We start from the raw sequence: 16611 nt of genomic DNA, 5'->3' as shown, positions 1-16611 counted from the left end.
ACTATGAATATTGAATCAACAGCAAAAACGTTTGAAACACAAACTTCTGAAACATTGATTATCGGAGTACAAAAACATCGTGAACAAATGAAAAACTGGTCGGCGTTCAGTGAATTTTATGGAGATATCATTGATACATGGCTACATGCAGGTGAAATTTCATCAGACACAAAAAAAATTACAAAATTACCGTATTCAGGCAGCCACTCATCACTTAAACGTATTTACTTTGTTGGTCTCGGTGAACGTAAAAATATAACAGCAAACGAATTACGTGAAGTATTTGCAGCAGTTGGTAAAGAACTGAAGGCATCAAAAGTAAGCGACGCGGCAGTTTGGGTAGAATCGTTTACAACAGATCAGCTGGAGGAAGCGGAAGTTGCGTATTTAGCTGGAGAAGGTTTAAATCTAGGCTATTATTCAGTACAAAATTATAAAACGACTTCAAATGAGCCGAAAACGTATTTTGATCAAATTCAATTTGTTACAGAAGCGAATATGGAAGATGTGATCGGTAATTTCGAAGTAGGGAAAATTTATGCGGATGCGGTAAATGAAGCGCGTACATTAATCAACTTGCCTCCTAATTTACTGACAGCAAGTGATTTGGCAGATTATGCTACAGAACTTGCCAATATTTATGGTTTAGAGGTTGAGATTTTAAACAAAGCCCAAATGGAAGAACTGGGTATGGGCGGTATTTTATCTGTGAATAAAGGTTCTGTAGAAGAGCCTCGTCTAATTACATTGAAATATAAAGGGAAACCGGAATGGGAAGATGTGATCGGCTTTGTCGGAAAAGGTGTAACATACGATACGGGCGGCTACTCATTAAAACCGCGTGAAGGCATGGTCGGCATGAAAGGTGATATGGGTGGTGCAGCCGCTGTTCTTGGTGCAATGCGCATTATCGGTGAAACACGCCCGAAACAAAATGTCGTTGCCGTAATCGGTTCTACAGACAATATGGTATCAGGGGATGCATTTAAGCCGGATGATGTTATTACTATGTACAACGGCAAAACGGTTGAAGTATTAAATACAGATGCTGAAGGCCGTTTAGTATTGGCAGATGCTATGACATATGCGAAACAGCAAGGTGCCAACTATTTAATTGATGTAGCGACATTAACGGGCGGAGTAATCGTTGCATTAGGCAAAGATAAAACAGGTGCTTTAACAAATAACGAAGAATTTTTCGAAGAGTTTATGGGCGCGGCACTTGAAACAGGTGAGTTCGTATGGCGCTTACCATTAACGGAAAGCGATAAAAAGCGTATCCGTAAATCGGAAGTGGCGGATTTAAACAATTCTCCGGGGCGTGACGGCCATATGATTTTCGGCGGCGGCTTCGTTGGAGAGTTTGCAGAAGGTACTCCTTGGGTTCACCTTGATATTGCAGGAACTTCTGATGCGGATGCACCGCATGCATTAGGACCAAAAGGCGGCACAGGTGCGATGGTGCGTACTTTGGCAACCCTGGTGGAATTACGCGATAACTAATTAACATGACAGGATGCTTTGCAATAAAAAACTTGCAAGGCATCTTTTTCTTTTAGGCGGGTGACTAGCGGCTCTCATAATTATGAATACACTATTCATAAGGGAGGAGGACATGAACATGGTTAATCGCTATAATCCAGGTTTTGGATTCGGGTATCCATTTGGGGTTCCTTTTTTAGGGAGCTTTTTAGGAGGTTTTTTAGGAGGTTCATTGAATAATCGTTACGGACCATATCCGCCGTATTATCAACCATATCCGCCTAATTACTACTATCCACCTTATTATCAGCGCTATCCGCGCTATCCGAGACGCTACTGGTAAGAATGCGGTAAGTAGATAAGGAGAGGCTTGCTCGTCCCCTCAATGTTAGCTATGATGGGAAAAAGAATATTACGAGTTTTGAGGGAACGAAATTATGAAAAATCCATATTTGTATGGCTACTTACCATTCATTACAATTATATTATTCAGTTTTTCATTCAGTATGTTAGCCATATCAGAATCGTTACAACTACTTCATGCAATCGGTATCTATAAAGGAATGCGTGAGTTTTTATCGGATTTGGAGCTGCGTTTCGTATTACTGATTGTATTTGTGCTACTATTTTTCATGATTTTTTCAGCATTGAAGCTGATCGGGGAAACGATACATGAGCTTGGAATGCTGTTCTTCTCAAAAGATAAAGAAGGGCAAACGATTCATGCTGCACGCGGTGGATATGTCATCTTCTTTTTTGGAGCATTTGCTTCGGTAATTGGGAGTCAATCCTTACCGATTTTAGTCGGCATTTTTATGTTCACGATTTTTTGTTATTTTATTTACAACGTTTATAAGAAGAGTCAGTATATGTCCATTCCAGGTGTGATCGGATTAATCTTTTATGAAGTGCTTACCTGGTTTCTATTATTGGCTCTCGTCGTCTATGCCGTTATTAAGCTGTACAACGGAATTCTTGCGAGCTTGCCGTTCGCATAGTATAAAAAAAGCTTGTTAGGATTTTAGCGGGGGAGGTGCGCTCTTTAAAACTAACAAGCTTTTTTATTCTGTTATTGCATTGAATATAGAAAAATGAATTTTTGCGCGTTCGATTGCTTCCATTGAACGGGGCTGATCATAGCCGATCCAGACAGCTGCCGTATAGTCATTTGTCAATCCGGCAACCCAATAATCTTTAAATTCATTCGTCGTTCCGGTTTTGGCTCCGATATAGCCGGATGAGCTATAAAGACCTCTCCCTGTTCCGGTAGCCACCGTTTCATTCAAAAGGCTGCGCATCGTTTTCGCTGTCGATGCAGACCATATTTCCTCACGTTTATGCGGCCAGCTAAAAATCGTTTCTCCTGTTAAGTCCGTTACTTTACGTATGCTGTGAACAGGTACATAATAGCCGTCGATAAAGCTGGAGTATGCATCGGCCATTTCCAGTGAAGTCACACCGTATGTTAACCCGCCCAATGCTGCAGCAAATGTACGGTCTTTTTCTATGATCGAATCAAAACTGAACCGGTTAATATACTGAAATGCTGTATCAACCCCGATGGCATTAAACAATCGTAAAGCACTGGTATTAACACTGTTTTTGAAAGCTGTTTCCACGGTAATATTGTTGTACCAAATGCGACCATAGTTTTCTGGACAGAAATTCCCGACACAGTACGGACCGCCGTTTACAATGGAATATGGTGTTGCGGAGGTTTCTTCAAAGTAAGGTGCAAATACACTGATCGGTTTAAATGCAGAACCCGGCTGTCTTGGAGATTGGAATGCACGGTGCAAATCGTGCTTTCTATAATCCTTCCCGCCAAAAATACTGATCACTTCACGTGTTTCATTATCAATAATCGTTGCACTTGCCTGTAAATCGGAATTCGGCAAAATCCGGTTGATGGCCTCTTCATCCTGTCGCTGTTTTTCAGGTTGCAGTGCAGTATATACATGAACACCTTGACGTAAAATTGCGTCCGTTTTTTTCTTCAGCTCTAATTGTAGAAATTCCTTTTCCATTTTATCAGGTGTATTGTCAATCTTTTCTCGGTAACCCGTTTGTTCGGCAATGAGCCATTTCAGCTCCTGTAAAACGAATGTACTGTAGCTCGGATACTGCTGTGCTTTTTGTTTAATAGTTAATTGAATCGGTTCTTTTTTATACGTTTTTGCTTCATCAGCTGTAAGAACCCCATGCTCTGTCAGCTTATCGATTAACCGTTCCTGCCTGCTTTTTGTATTTTCGAAGTGCACGACCGGATCATATAATGAGGGATTGTTCGGGATAGCCGATATAAAAGCGATTTCAGGAATGGAAAGTTTTGATAACGGCCGATTGAAATAATAAGTTGCCGCAGCTCCGATTCCATATACTTGATTGCTGAAATACATTTCATTTAAATACATCTCAAAAATTTCGTCTTTTGAAAAGGATTTCTCGATTTCATAGGCATAAAAAAGCTCCATCAATTTCCGTTCATATGTTTTGTCCGTTGTTAAATACCGCATACGGACAAGCTGTTGTGTAATGGTAGAACCGCCCTGCCTTATGGACTGCTCCGATTTATTTGTGATGAGCGCGCGGGCAATTGCACTCACATCAAAACCGATATGTTCATAAAAACTTTCATCTTCACTGTATATAAATAGCTGTTTTGCAATTTCAGGGACCTCATCCAGCGAAAGTGGCTGTGACCATTCAGTATATTCTTCACTGAAAATTTTGCTGTTTGCATCATATAAAGTAATGGGCGATGTGGAAGTTACTTCAGGGAGCTCGATCGATTTCTTGATTAGCTGTTCATACTGCTCCGCTTTCGCAATTTCTTTCCAAGCCCCATTCCCGATTAGAAGAAGTAAAGGAATGCTACATAAAATGACAATGTAGCCGAAAAGTTGTTTCATGGATAATTGGCCCCCAAATAGGATATTCATTATAATTGTCCAAACAAAAAACAACAAAATGAAAACGTATTAAGCGTAATCACTTGTTGTTTTTTAAAGGATACCATATATACATTGAACATTTAAGCATGTTTTTTCAACATCTCGTCCATGTACTGATTCGGAAGCTTTTTCAAAAAGGACATAATGACAAAGCCGATTAAAAATAATAGGCCGGTCGTATAAAATACGGAATGAATTCCGCCAAAGCTTGCTACAATCCCTCCTAATACCGGTCCGATAATATTGCCAAGGAAACGGAAACTCTGGTTGTAACCCATAATTTCGCCTTGCACTTCAATCGGTGCTTCACGGCGAATTAGTGCGGACGTAATCGGAATGAGACCGCCGGATATAATACCAAATAAGAATCGTAGTATGATAAGCTGCCATAACTCTGTAACGAATGCCTGTGGAATGATGAAAATGACGGCAAGGATTAACAAGTACGATAAAATTCTTTCATATCCATAATGGTCAGCCAATTTCCCCCAAAATCTTGCGAAACATATATTCCCGAGCCCGGCAGCACTAAAGGTAATGCCGGCGAGCATGGCTACTTCCTGAGAAGGGGTAAGTTCAGATACGTAAAGGGACAGCAATGGCTGAATACTAAAGTTCCCGATCTGAATGAGTGAAGTTACGAACATGACATTTAATATAAGGCGATGATGGAAAATAGCCCAAATTACATTTTTTCTTGAATAAATAGCATTTTTGACTTTACGGATAATGGTCGGTTCATGAATGCCGAAAATAATAATAATTGCCGCAATTGTAATTGTGACTGCTGTAATGATAAAAGTGTACTTAAACCCGAAAGTATCTGCCATTAAGCCTCCTAATACAGGACCGAATAATGTTCCGCCAACACTGCCCATCTGCAATGTCCCGAGCGTTTTCCCGGCCACTTCTTTCGGAGTATGCTTACTAATGAACGCAATGGAAGTAGGGATAAAGCCCGTTACAACACCCATCGCAAGCCTCAGTAAAAAGAACTGCTCGACATTTTGAACGTAGCCCATTAAAAAAATACTTAACCCAACGCCGAAGCAGTTGATGATCATGATAGGCTTGTACCCGTATTTGTCAGCAATCCTCCCCCAAATCGGGGACATTAAAAATGCAGTAATAAATGTTGCCGCAAAGATTATTCCTGCCCATGTCTGTACATAACTATCTGTAAAGTCGCCGAGTGTATCGATATATAAAGACAAAAACGGCATAATCATCGTAACAGAAGCCGCAACAATAAAGTTTGCGATTAAAATGATGATGAAATTATGTCTCATATTTTTTTTCAAAATATCACTTTCTTCCTTTTTAATTTAGAGTTTAGTATAACTTATTTCGGAATACGAAGGAAGTTCTTCGCAAGTTATTGGCTTAAAATATTAGAGTTATGGTAAACTTGGACTTGGTATTAAAGGGGAAGTTTGGTTTCTATACCTATACCCATCCATTCCACAATTTATTTAAAGGAGAGACAAAAATGTTTCCACAATTATCGAAAGAATTAAATCCAGGTGAAGTAATGGTAGAAATGAACACAACTATGGGTTCAATCAAAATTAAATTATTTCCGGAGCACGCACCAAAAACAGTTGAAAACTTTTTAGGTCATGCAAAATCAGGTTACTATAACGGTATTATTTTCCACCGTGTAATTCCTAACTTCATGGTACAAGGTGGCGACCCAACTGGTACTGGTATGGGCGGCGAATCTATTTGGGGCGGTACATTCGAAGATGAGTGTGTTCCTGAACTAATGAACATCCGTGGCGCATTATCAATGGCCAATGCAGGTCCTGGTACGAACGGTTCTCAATTCTTCATCGTTCAAGCACCTCAAGTTGAAGTATCTATGTTAAAACAAATGGAAGTGCGCGGCTGGTCAAAAGAAGAAGTTGAGTTTTACAAACAAAACGGCGGTACACCATGGTTAGACGGCAAGCATACAGTATTTGGCCAAGTTGTTGAAGGGATGGATGTTGTTGACAATATTGTTAAAGTTGACCGAAATATGCACGATAAGCCTAAAGAAGATGTTAAGATTGAGTCAATCACAGTAATTGACTAATTTTTAAAGGACGTGTGGGCAAGTGAACCAATATTTAATGAATTTCTCTGGTGGCTTTTTATATTTCCCGGAAGACAAGTCATTGTATCTTCCCGCTGCAATTGAATTCGCCATTCTACTGATTATTGTTTTTATTACATTCCGGTTCGTCCGCCGCATCGCTGCTCGCCAGGCTGCACAGGCTAAAATTTTAGAAGAACGCGCATTAAAAGAACGTGATGCACGTATCACTAAAGAAAACGCTAAGGAAGAACAATAAAAACAATAATCAAAATGATGTAATAGAAGAAGGGGCAGTCCGGAAATTATTAATCCCGGGCTACCCCTTTTGCTTGCTTATTCGAATGTAGCCATCGTTCGTTTAATGCGTTCAACCCCGTCCTGCAACAGTTCAAATGGACAAGCAACATTTATACGTAAGAAGCCTCTTCCAGCTTCCCCGTATTTTGTCCCTGGATCTAACGCAACTTGTCCTACCGATAGTAGGCGTCCCATTAGTTCCTTTTCTTCAATCCCTGTCTTGTGGTAGTCAATCCACATTAAATACGTTGCATCAGGAATCTCTACTTTAAGTCCTTCAATAGCGTTCAATTCTTTCACAACATATTCCATATTGTTTTTTAAATAACTAAGAAGCTCGTCCAACCAAGGTGCGCCATCTGTATAGACAGCTTTTACAGCAGTGGAAGCAAATGTATTTAAACCTAAGTTCCCGTGCGCCTGTGTATTTTTCTCGATTGCCGTATATAGTTTTCTGTCCGGTGCAACAATCATAGCAGCATGAATTCCGGCAATATTGAAAGTTTTAGTTGGTGCAATACATGTGATAATTTTTGCTTCGTTTGCATTCGCTAATGTTAAGACTGGTGTATACGATTTTAGAATTGAAATATCAGCATGGATTTCATCGGATAATAGATACACATCATATTGAATACATAATGCAACCAGTTGTTCCAATTCTTCAGGGCTCCATACAATACCGATAGGGTTATGTGGATTACATAAAACAAACAGTTTAATACCGGAGCGGAATATTTCTTCAAGCTTATCAAAATCCATCGTATAATGACCATCTTGTTCGGTTAATTCACATGTCACGACTTCACGTTGCTGAGCAGCAGGTACATTTGTGAATGGAGGATACGCCGGTGTGGACATTCCGATTTTATCGCCAGCCTCTGTAAAGGTTTCGATAACGGTTGCGATTGCCGGGACAACACCAGGCTGGAAAATAATCGTGTTTAGATCAATCGTCCATTGATGGCGAGTATTATACCAGTGAACAATCGAATTTTTTACATCATCATCGGCAAAAGTGTAGCCGAAGATAGGATGCTCTAATCGAGTTTTTAACGCTTCTGTTAAAGCTGCAGGTGGAGGGAAGTCCATATCTGCTACCCACATCGGCAGTAATTCTGTTGTATCTTTCAAATTGTAGACGACATTCATCATATCCCATTTTACAGATGCGGAACTGCGACGCTCATGAACTTTATTAAAAATAGACATTTGAACCCTCTTTTCTTATGCTTTCTTTCAAATTATGGTATCATACTAACTATTATAAGAGGTAGTAAGGTGAATCAAATGGATAATATTGAAATGAATCAAAAGTGTGTACATTTATTAGAGCAGTGGGATCCTTTTAGCTACGGTTCCGAAAGTTATGCTACTGAAACGGCAGATGTTGTCGCTGCGCTTCAAAATATTGACGATCCAACAATATTGGCGAAAGTCATTCAAAGAGTTTATGAATACTCTTTTGAACAATGGATTCCTTTTGAGCAATGTGTTGCCATCGCATATAAATTAATTGCCGTAAAATTCGAAGCGAAGTGTATTATATAAAAATGCAGGCGACCTGTAATTGAGGTCGCCCGCATTTTAATGTAATCCGTCTATTAAGTTAGAAACCGGTACTTCCAAAACAGTCGATAAAATCAAAATGGTTTGGGTTGAAGGAATTCGCTCACCGTTTTCGTAGGCTGTCAGTTTTTCAATACTTACTTGTGTTCGTAATGAAAGCTCTTCAATTGATAAATTCTTTTCCGAGCGTAAAGTTTTCAACTGTTCCTGAAACTGCAATTTCATTTCCCATCTCCTCCCCGTATGTTTACTATCATATGAACAACAACTTATAAAGTCCTCTTAATTGTAAAATAAAAAAACTTGTCCGAATTTAATCGAACAAGTTTTTCAAGTTTAATTAAAGAACACCTTATTAATAAAGATAGCCGCAATTGAAAGTGGGGCTACATAGCGTACAATGAAAAGCCAGCAATTATAAACAGCTGGTGATGTCATCATTTCTTCTCGAGAAATTTTCTTTGAATAATAATATCCGGCAAAAATAGAAGTTAAAAATGCACCGATCGGCATTAAAATCGCGCTTGTTACATAATCAACAAAGTCAAAAATGGAACGTTCAAAAATGGTGATATCCGATAAAATTCCGAATGATAAAGCACTAGGGATACCGATGACAAAAATAATTGATGCTAATAACCAAGATGCTTTTTTACGCTGGGCAGTTTTTTCTCGAATACCAATTGAAACGACCACTTCCAGCAATGCAATCGCTGATGTGACTGTCGCAAAAAGAAGTAAGATGAAAAATACCAACAATAAAAAACCGCCAAATGGCAATTGCTCAAAAACAGCTGGAATCATAATAAATACTAAGCCCGGTCCTTCTGTAGGAGAGAAGCCTAATGCGAATACAGCAGGGAATATTACAAGGCCCGCCAATAAAGAAATCGCGATATTCATACTTGCTACATTGACTGCAGAAGTTACAATCTTTTCTTTCTTAGATAAATAAGATGCGTATGTTATCATTGCCGCAACTCCAATACTAAGAGAGAAGAATGCCTGACCTAATGCTAACATTAACGTATCGCCGTTCAAGTATGACCAGTCTGGAATGAACATGAACTTAACGCCTTCCATCGCACCATCCAATGTAATGGAACGGATAAACAGCAAAATGAAAAATAGGAATAAAATCGGCATCATCCATTTACTTGCTGTTTCAATTCCGTTTTTAATCCCGGCTTGTACAATAAATAATGTTAGAAGCATGAAAGCACCTTGTGCGATTAACACTTCCCATGGATTGGAAATAATATCTGAAAACAAAGTGCTGAAATTAACCCCTTGTCCTGTAAGTGAAAAACTAACAGCCCGAAGTATATAGCTTAATATCCAACCACCTACAACACTATAGAAGGATAATATTAACCCACAAGCAACAAGGCCGATCCAACCGATCATAAACCATGGTTTATTTGGAGCCTGTTCTTTAAACGATGTAATCGGATCTTTCTGACCGCGTCGTCCAATCATAAATTCCGCAATTAAAATCGGCAAGCCAATTAAAACTGTACATATAACAAACAAAATAATAAATACACTACCGCCATTCGTGCCCGCCATATAGGGGAACTTCCAAATCGCGCCAAGACCGATTGCGCTTCCTGCTGCCGCAAGTATGAATCCTATCTTAGATGTAAATTGATCTCTAGATGACAAAACAAAACCTCCTCATATATATGCAATTACTCATTTTACAGTACGATTCATGTATTTAGCAAAAAGTTTTGTGAATTTATTGGATGCAAATATAGAAAGAGAAAAAATTTTCACATTTATTTTAAAAGACTCTTATTTAATGACTTAAAAACGCTAGATTAAAGCGATTCTTTGTTACAGCCCGTCTCATATGTTATAATTTAACATGACATTTACGTATATACGAAAAGAAGGTAGGAACAAAGTATGGCAAAAAAAATTGAAGTGGGTGACGTGCTAACGGGTAAAGTGACAGGAATTCAACCATACGGAGCTTTTGTTGCTTTAGATGAATATACGCAGGGACTTGTGCATATTTCTGAAATCACATACGGTTTTGTGAAGGATGTAAGTGATTTTTTATCCGTCGGGGATGAAATACAAGTTAAAGTTCTGGATGTGGATACAGATCAAAAAAAAATAAGCCTATCGATACGCGAGTTGCAGGAAGTGCCGTTCCACCGGAAAAGGGATATGCCGCCACGGCGTACTTTGCAAGATCGGGTTGATGAAGTGGATGCGGATGGCTTTCAAGTTTTAAAGGAAAAATTGAAAGATTGGATCGAACAATCTGGACATTAAGCAGGACATGTTCAATTTATTTTTAAATAAGTTGGACATGTTTTTTTATGGGGTAAATTGGTCAGTTTTGAGCAAATTTCGTGAAAAAAGCGCTTTCTTCGTTAATTATCAACGAAAATATTAAAAGTGTATAAAATGTGGCTAAATATTTAACAAACTCTGAATAAAGTATGTTACAATGTTGGCGGAAAGACCCAAATACATCAAAATTTAAAGAGGCGAATTATAAAATGGCTGAAAATTTGAACTTATTTACATCAACTCAAGAAGTAATTCATGAGGCATTAAATAAACTAGGCTATGATGAAGCAATGTATGAATTATTGAAAGAACCGGTTCGTATGTTGACTGTGCGTATTCCAGTAAAAATGGATGACGGTACGACAAAAGTATTTACTGGTTACCGTGCACAGCATAATGATGCAGTAGGTCCAACAAAAGGTGGCGTACGATTCCACCCGATGGTATCGGAAGAAGAAGTGAAAGCACTTTCGATGTGGATGACGTTAAAATGCGGCATTGTTGATCTTCCATATGGTGGAGGTAAGGGTGGCGTTATTTGTGACCCGCGTGAAATGTCAATGGGCGAAATTGAACGATTAAGTCGCGGCTATGTTCGTGCGATTAGTCAAGTAGTTGGTCCGACGAAAGATATTCCCGCACCAGACGTATTTACAAATGCTCAAATTATGGCTTGGATGATGGATGAGTACAGCCGTATGGATGAATTTAACTCGCCAGGATTCATTACAGGTAAACCAATCGTTCTTGGCGGTTCACAAGGTCGTGACCGTGCAACTGCAGAAGGTGTTACAATTGTCATCGAAGAAGCTGCAAAAAAACGCAATATCGATATTAAAGGTGCACGAGTTGTTATTCAAGGCTTCGGTAACGCAGGTAGTTTCTTAGCGAAGTTTATGAGTGATTTAGGCGCAAAAGTTATTGGTATTTCAGATGCACACGGTGCGTTGCATGATCCGAACGGTTTGGATATTGATTACTTATTAGATCGCCGTGATTCATTTGGAACAGTTACGACATTGTTTGAAAACACAATTTCAAACAAAGAGCTTTTAGAACTGGATTGCGATATTTTAGTTCCTGCTGCCATTGAAAATCAAATTACAGCAGACAACGCACATCAAATTAAAGCAAACATTGTTGTAGAAGCAGCAAACGGTCCGACAACAGCTGAAGCGACAAAGATTTTAACAGAGCGCGGTATTCTTCTTGTACCAGACGTTTTAGCATCGGCTGGTGGTGTAACGGTGTCTTACTTTGAATGGGTTCAAAACAATATGGGTTATTATTGGACGGAAGAAGAAGTACGTGAAAAATTATATTCAAAAATGACTGCTGCGTTTGAAAATGTCTACACAACAGCACAAAACCGCAATATTAATATGCGTTTAGCTGCTTATATGGTAGGTGTTCGCCGCACTGCCGAGGCCTCTCGCTTCCGTGGATGGGTATAATCATTATATTATTAAGTCTCACTCCTATTATTGGAGTGGGACTTTTTTGAAAAATAGGGGGAACCATTGATGAACGAATTTTCATTTTATAATCCAGTAAAGATTCATTTTGGTAAAGGGAGTATCGAACATTTACGAAAAGAACTTCCTCAATACGGCCAGAATATTTTAATCGTGTATGGTGGAGGAAGTATTAAATCAAATGGTGTGTACGATGATATTATGGCCATTTTAAATGACTTGAATATGAACGTATTCGAATTATCAGGTGTCGAGCCTAACCCTCGTGTAGAAACAGCTCGTAAAGGTATTAAAATTTGTAAAGAGAATCAGGTTGATATCGTGTTGGCAGTAGGGGGCGGTTCGGTAATTGACTGCTCTAAATTAATCGTTGCAGGTGCAAAGGTAGAAGCGGATGCTTGGGATATTGTTACAAGAAAAGTAATGGCAACTGAAGCATTACCATTGGCAACTGTTTTAACATTAGCTGCAACAGCATCTGAAATGAACTCAGGTTCGGTTATTACAAATTTAGAAACAAAAGAGAAGTATGGTTGGGGCAGTCCGGCAACTTTCCCGAAATTCTCGATTTTAGATCCATCTTATACTTATTCAGTGCCGGCAAACCAAACTGTAAATGGTGTTGTTGATACAATGTCGCATATTTTTGAACAGTACTTCAACAATGCGACAAACACGCCGATTACAGATGAAATGAGCGAGGGAATTTTACGTACGCTTATTGATGTTGCGCCAAAAGCATTGAAAGATCCGTCTAACTACGAGCATCGTGAAACATTAATGCTTGCAGGAACAATCGGATTGAATGGATTCCTTGCATTAGGTTCACGCGGTGACTGGGCAACACATAATATTGAGCATGCAGTTTCAGCGTATTACGATATTGCACATGCAGGCGGCTTAGCTATTATATTCCCGAACTGGATGAAGCATAATTTACATGTGAATCCTTCCCGTTTTGCAAAATTAGCCGTAAATGTATTCAATGTCGATCCGACAAACAAAACAGAAGAACAAGTTGCATTGGAAGGTATTGAGGCATTATCAGCATTCTGGACATCTCTTGGTGCTCCGAATCGATTAGCTGACTATGATATTGATGCTACACACTTCGAAGAAATGGTTGAGCATTGCCTGGTATATGGTCCATTCGGCAACTTCAATAAACTTGAAGCAGACGATGTACGCAAAATTTTAGAAATGTCTTTATAAGAACGTAAAAAAAGGAAGCGGTCGGATAGTGGGACCAGCTTCCTTTTTACTTGATTCAATTAAATCATGCCTTTTTCTGATTCAGGTTTTGTAGCGATATGTGTCCAGCTGCGTTCGCCATTATCTTCATCAAACGCCATCGTAACTTTTGTTACACCTTTTTGGTTTAACAGCAGTGTTGTTAAATGGTCACGTACATCATCTAAATAGGCGAGTGATAAATTCGGATCTGTCTCCGCAATAAGTTCAACATGTAAAAATTCGCCTTCTTTAATTACTTCTAGTCGTGCGATATCCGTTACATGCGGATCTTCCATAACAAGATTTCCGATATGCACAAGCATTTCCTCATCCGTTTCACCGATTGCACCACGCGCATTATCTAAAAAGACACGACCTACTACATAAAACATCATTAAACCGATTACCATTGAAATAAATCCTTCCAATCGGTAGAAACCGGTAAAATACGCAATGATAATTGCTAAAAACGCCAGGACATTACCTGAAGTTGCTACTAAGTCTTCCATCCATACAAGCTTTGTTGCCGGTTTTGCGCGCTTTAAATATTTTGCGGACTGGAGAATTATAATTCCTTTAGGTTCTACACTAACTTCATGAAGCACTTCTTTAGCTGCTTTATTTAAAACAAAGCCTTCCAAGATAATACCGATTGCCAATACACCAAGAGCGATCCAAATTCCTGACGATTCCGATGCAGGATGGATAAAATGATGCCATCCTTCTTTAATTGTTTCATATGAAAGGATTGCTACAATCAAAACAGCCCCCAAACAGACTAAATTAACAATACGTCCGTATCCATTCGGAAATTTTGGAGTAGGAGCCTTTTTTGCTAAGGCAGAGCCTATGAATACGAAAAATTGGTTTGCGGCATCCCCGAAAGAGTGCATCATTTCGGCAAACATCGCAACATTTCCTGTAAAGAAGAACGCAACCCCCTTGATTGTTCCTAAAAATGTATTGACGAATGCTGCGAGTAAGGATGGTTTATTGCCATCCTTTAGTAATCTGAAAAATTCTCCCATTGCGTTTTCCTCCGTTAATCTAAATATTCGATTTTAATATTTACTACATAATCCAATTTTCTAAGCCGGTTATAAAGTTCGATAGTATGGTTCGTTTCGACGGTAGATAATCGTATATCGATTTCATGTAATAGTTTTTCGGAAAATGGTACATCACGAATTGAAATATTATCGATATACATATCATGCTCCCTCAAATAATCCACGACATTTTTTATATTGTCTGCTTGGTCGGTATTAATAATTAAAGAAACTTCGCGCATTCTTAGACGCTTTGGACCGAACCTCAATAAGAAAGGAGCAAGAAGTTCAATTCCCAATACGACTATAAGGACAGTAATAAATGCTTCAATATAAAAACCTGCACCCACAGCAATTCCGATAGCGGCAGCTCCCCAAATCATGGCGGCTGTCGTAAGTCCGGTAATACTGTCATTCCCTTTACGCAAAATAACACCGGCACCTAAAAAACCAATACCGCTTACAATTTGCGCGGCTAAACGCAACGGATCCATCGTAATGTTAATATCGTCACGTGCAGGAGTTGAATAGGCCGTCTCAATTGAGATGATTGTAAGTAAACAACTGAATGTCGCGATCACTAAACTTGTCTTTAGACCGACTGGCTTCTTTTTCAATTCCCTTTCGATACCAATAATTAAACTTAGTGTAGCCGCAATTAGTAATTTTAATAAAATTTCTAGCGTAAATTTATCATTCGCTAACCATTCCATATCCAAACATCTCCTTCATTAAAAATGGAATTCAAATTCTATCGAAAAAAAACCTTTTATAAGGTATAGTTTGATAATGTGAATATGAGGTATCGCAAAATATTTCGTATTAGATGATATATTATATAGAAAGAAGGGGTTTTAGTGGAAAGACCACCAATCCACCCGTATATTCCTATTATTATTGGCGTAATCTCTGTTTCCCTTTCTGCGATTTTTGTAAAACTATCAACTGCAGATGCTGGAGTTATTGCATTTTACCGAATGCTGTTTTCGATATTGATAATGCTCCCGTGGTTTTTAATGAAATATAGCAATGAAATAAAAGTGCTGTCAAAACGTGATTGGATATTTTCGTCAATCGCAGGGGTATTTTTATCATTTCATTTTATATTATGGTTTGAATCGTTAAATTACACATCTGTAGCAAGTTCTACTGTATTGGTAACGATGCAGCCGCTATTTGCATTTATCGGAACGTATCTATTCTTCAAAGAAAAAATAACGCTCCAGACATTTATTGCTGGCGGCATTGCGATTTTAGGCAGCGTCCTTATTAGCTGGGGAGATTTTCAAATTAGTGGTACGGCACTTTATGGAGATATATTAGCATTGATTGCATGTGCCTTAATAACGGGTTATTTATTGTTCGGGCAAGATGTACGGAAAAGATTGTCTCTTGTTACTTATACGATGGTCGTGTATTCCGTAAGTACAATTACTTTATTCTTTTATATTATTATAAAAGGGGAATCATTCGGTCCATATCCGGCGATTGATTGGATGTGGTTTATTTTATTGGCGATTATACCAAACTTATTAGGGCATAATCTTTTCAACTGGGCATTGAAATGGACAAGTACGAATGTAATTTCGATTGCCATTCTATTCGAACCGGTTGGTGCAGCGCTACTTGCGATCTTTATCTTCAATGAATATTTGACTGTTTCCCAAATAGTAGGCGGATTGGTCGTTATTCTGGGGATTATGTTGTTTGTAGTAGACTTGAAAAAGTTTTTTAGAAAAAAAGCTTGATTTTAGCTATCCTTTTGAGGTATATTATTATTTGTCCTTAAGAGGATAGTTACTTCAAAAATATTTTACAATAATTATTGACTTCAATAAAACATTGTAATATACTGATTGAAGTCGCTACTGAAGCGAAAAAATATTAAAAAATGTTATTGACATAATAGTTATGAAATGATAACATTGAGAAGTTCCGTTTCGGAGCACAATGAACCTTGAAAACTGAACAAGCAACGTTAATGAAACAAGCTTCTTAAATGAAGCAAACAATAGATTTCAACTTCTAACGAAGTTGGATCGCTAGCAAAGCAAATGAGCTTTCAAACTACTTTTATGGAGAGTTTGATCCTGGCTCAGGACGAACGCTGGCGGCGTGCCTAATACATGCAAGTCGAGCGGAAATTTTATTGGTGCTTGCACCTT

The 16611-nt window shown here is 38.6% G+C and carries 17 protein-coding genes and 1 rRNA gene; 11 read left to right on the top strand and 7 right to left on the bottom strand.

The genetic code is table 11. The features are described from left to right. Positions 1-3 precede the first annotated feature (3 nt). The 3 genes from B5473_RS06735 (at position 4) to B5473_RS06725 (ending at position 2480) form a co-directional block, all read left to right on the top strand. A complete protein-coding gene (locus tag B5473_RS06735) occupies positions 4-1503 on the top strand; it encodes a leucyl aminopeptidase (RefSeq protein WP_079524168.1) in 1500 nt (499 codons plus the stop codon). A gap of 118 nt (positions 1504-1621) precedes the next feature. Next, positions 1622-1825: a hypothetical protein gene (locus B5473_RS06730; RefSeq protein WP_079524167.1), complete on the top strand. Its 204-nt coding sequence runs from the start codon at positions 1622-1624 to the stop codon at positions 1823-1825. A 94-nt stretch (positions 1826-1919) separates the two neighbouring features. Next, the gene (locus B5473_RS06725; RefSeq protein WP_079524166.1) at positions 1920-2480 is read left to right on the top strand and encodes a YufK family protein; all 561 of its coding nucleotides are present in this window, start codon (positions 1920-1922) and stop codon (positions 2478-2480) included. A 63-nt stretch (positions 2481-2543) separates the two neighbouring features. Here B5473_RS06725 and B5473_RS06720 read toward each other — a convergent pair whose 3' ends face one another. Both B5473_RS06720 and B5473_RS06715 read right to left on the bottom strand, forming a co-directional pair. Beyond that, positions 2544-4394, bottom strand: a complete 1851-nt coding sequence (locus tag B5473_RS06720; RefSeq protein WP_079524165.1) for a transglycosylase domain-containing protein — start codon at positions 4392-4394, stop codon at positions 2544-2546. Between the two features lie 122 nt (positions 4395-4516). After that, positions 4517-5725, bottom strand: a complete 1209-nt coding sequence (locus B5473_RS06715; RefSeq protein ID WP_079524513.1) for an MFS transporter — start codon at positions 5723-5725, stop codon at positions 4517-4519. Positions 5726-5925: 200 nt separating this feature from the next. On the opposite strand from B5473_RS06715, the gene B5473_RS06710 reads away from it, so the two are divergent. After that, positions 5926-6513 (top strand): peptidylprolyl isomerase, encoded by a 588-nt coding sequence (locus B5473_RS06710; RefSeq protein WP_079524164.1) that lies wholly within the window; start codon positions 5926-5928, stop codon positions 6511-6513. Between the two features lie 22 nt (positions 6514-6535). Further along, positions 6536-6772, top strand: a complete 237-nt coding sequence (locus B5473_RS06705; RefSeq protein ID WP_079524163.1) for a hypothetical protein — start codon at positions 6536-6538, stop codon at positions 6770-6772. A 77-nt stretch (positions 6773-6849) separates the two neighbouring features. Here the strand turns inward: B5473_RS06705 and B5473_RS06700 are convergent, their stop codons facing one another. Beyond that, complete coding sequence (locus B5473_RS06700) at positions 6850-8025, bottom strand: MalY/PatB family protein (protein ID WP_079524162.1); 1176 nt, start codon at positions 8023-8025, stop codon at positions 6850-6852. Positions 8026-8103: 78 nt separating this feature from the next. Between B5473_RS06700 and B5473_RS06695 the strand changes: the two genes are divergently transcribed. After that, the gene (locus B5473_RS06695; protein ID WP_176142056.1) at positions 8104-8364 is read left to right on the top strand and encodes a DUF1871 family protein; all 261 of its coding nucleotides are present in this window, start codon (positions 8104-8106) and stop codon (positions 8362-8364) included. A 36-nt stretch (positions 8365-8400) separates the two neighbouring features. Here the strand turns inward: B5473_RS06695 and B5473_RS06690 are convergent, their stop codons facing one another. Together B5473_RS06690 and B5473_RS06685 are read right to left on the bottom strand one after the other, a co-directional pair. After that, positions 8401-8607 (bottom strand): helix-turn-helix domain-containing protein, encoded by a 207-nt coding sequence (locus B5473_RS06690; protein WP_079524160.1) that lies wholly within the window; start codon positions 8605-8607, stop codon positions 8401-8403. A 111-nt stretch (positions 8608-8718) separates the two neighbouring features. Further along, a complete protein-coding gene (locus tag B5473_RS06685; RefSeq protein WP_079524159.1) occupies positions 8719-10047 on the bottom strand; it encodes a sodium-dependent transporter in 1329 nt (442 codons plus the stop codon). Positions 10048-10293: 246 nt separating this feature from the next. Between B5473_RS06685 and yugI the strand changes: the two genes are divergently transcribed. The 3 genes from yugI (at position 10294) to B5473_RS06670 (ending at position 13376) form a co-directional block, all read left to right on the top strand. Next, positions 10294-10668, top strand: coding sequence for a S1 domain-containing post-transcriptional regulator GSP13 (yugI, locus tag B5473_RS06680; protein ID WP_079524158.1), 375 nt, complete (start codon positions 10294-10296; stop codon positions 10666-10668). A 230-nt stretch (positions 10669-10898) separates the two neighbouring features. After that, a complete protein-coding gene (locus B5473_RS06675; RefSeq protein ID WP_079524157.1) occupies positions 10899-12143 on the top strand; it encodes a Glu/Leu/Phe/Val family dehydrogenase in 1245 nt (414 codons plus the stop codon). A gap of 69 nt (positions 12144-12212) precedes the next feature. Continuing rightward, positions 12213-13376 carry an iron-containing alcohol dehydrogenase gene (locus B5473_RS06670; protein WP_079524156.1) on the top strand — a complete coding sequence of 388 codons (1164 nt, stop codon included), beginning with the start codon at positions 12213-12215 and terminating at the stop codon, positions 13374-13376. Between the two features lie 59 nt (positions 13377-13435). Here the strand turns inward: B5473_RS06670 and B5473_RS06665 are convergent, their stop codons facing one another. Further along, the gene (locus B5473_RS06665) at positions 13436-14425 is read right to left on the bottom strand and encodes a cation diffusion facilitator family transporter (RefSeq protein ID WP_079524155.1); all 990 of its coding nucleotides are present in this window, start codon (positions 14423-14425) and stop codon (positions 13436-13438) included. A 14-nt stretch (positions 14426-14439) separates the two neighbouring features. After that, positions 14440-15159, bottom strand: coding sequence for an MgtC/SapB family protein (locus tag B5473_RS06660; protein WP_079524154.1), 720 nt, complete (start codon positions 15157-15159; stop codon positions 14440-14442). A 144-nt stretch (positions 15160-15303) separates the two neighbouring features. Here B5473_RS06660 and B5473_RS06655 point away from each other — a divergent pair, with 144 nt between their 5' ends. Together B5473_RS06655 and B5473_RS06650 are read left to right on the top strand one after the other, a co-directional pair. Beyond that, positions 15304-16194: a DMT family transporter gene (locus tag B5473_RS06655; protein WP_079524153.1), complete on the top strand. Its 891-nt coding sequence runs from the start codon at positions 15304-15306 to the stop codon at positions 16192-16194. A gap of 324 nt (positions 16195-16518) precedes the next feature. Continuing rightward, positions 16519-16611 (top strand): 16S ribosomal RNA (locus B5473_RS06650); the annotation flags it as partial.

Source organism: Solibacillus isronensis (genome assembly GCF_900168685.1).
Classification (GTDB): Bacteria; Bacillota; Bacilli; order Bacillales_A; family Planococcaceae; genus Solibacillus; species Solibacillus isronensis_A.
This window is presented reverse-complemented; position numbering and strand designations above follow the sequence as displayed.

Bases quoted from the DNA above. Each gene is read 5' to 3' on its own strand.
- B5473_RS06735 (WP_079524168.1), top strand. From the start codon at position 4: ATGAATATTGAATCAACAGCAAAAACGTTTGAAACACAAACTTCTGAA.
- B5473_RS06730 (WP_079524167.1), top strand. From the start codon at position 1,622: ATGGTTAATCGCTATAATCCAGGTTTTGGATTCGGGTATCCATTTGGG.
- B5473_RS06725 (WP_079524166.1), top strand. From the start codon at position 1,920: ATGAAAAATCCATATTTGTATGGCTACTTACCATTCATTACAATTATA.
- B5473_RS06720 (WP_079524165.1), bottom strand. From the start codon at position 4,394: ATGAAACAACTTTTCGGCTACATTGTCATTTTATGTAGCATTCCTTTA.
- B5473_RS06715 (WP_079524513.1), bottom strand. From the start codon at position 5,725: ATGAGACATAATTTCATCATCATTTTAATCGCAAACTTTATTGTTGCG.
- B5473_RS06710 (WP_079524164.1), top strand. From the start codon at position 5,926: ATGTTTCCACAATTATCGAAAGAATTAAATCCAGGTGAAGTAATGGTA.
- B5473_RS06700 (WP_079524162.1), bottom strand. From the start codon at position 8,025: ATGTCTATTTTTAATAAAGTTCATGAGCGTCGCAGTTCCGCATCTGTA.
- B5473_RS06695 (WP_176142056.1), top strand. From the start codon at position 8,104: ATGGATAATATTGAAATGAATCAAAAGTGTGTACATTTATTAGAGCAG.
- B5473_RS06690 (WP_079524160.1), bottom strand. From the start codon at position 8,607: ATGAAATTGCAGTTTCAGGAACAGTTGAAAACTTTACGCTCGGAAAAG.
- yugI (WP_079524158.1), top strand. From the start codon at position 10,294: ATGGCAAAAAAAATTGAAGTGGGTGACGTGCTAACGGGTAAAGTGACA.
- B5473_RS06675 (WP_079524157.1), top strand. From the start codon at position 10,899: ATGGCTGAAAATTTGAACTTATTTACATCAACTCAAGAAGTAATTCAT.
- B5473_RS06670 (WP_079524156.1), top strand. From the start codon at position 12,213: ATGAACGAATTTTCATTTTATAATCCAGTAAAGATTCATTTTGGTAAA.
- B5473_RS06665 (WP_079524155.1), bottom strand. From the start codon at position 14,425: ATGGGAGAATTTTTCAGATTACTAAAGGATGGCAATAAACCATCCTTA.
- B5473_RS06660 (WP_079524154.1), bottom strand. From the start codon at position 15,159: ATGGAATGGTTAGCGAATGATAAATTTACGCTAGAAATTTTATTAAAA.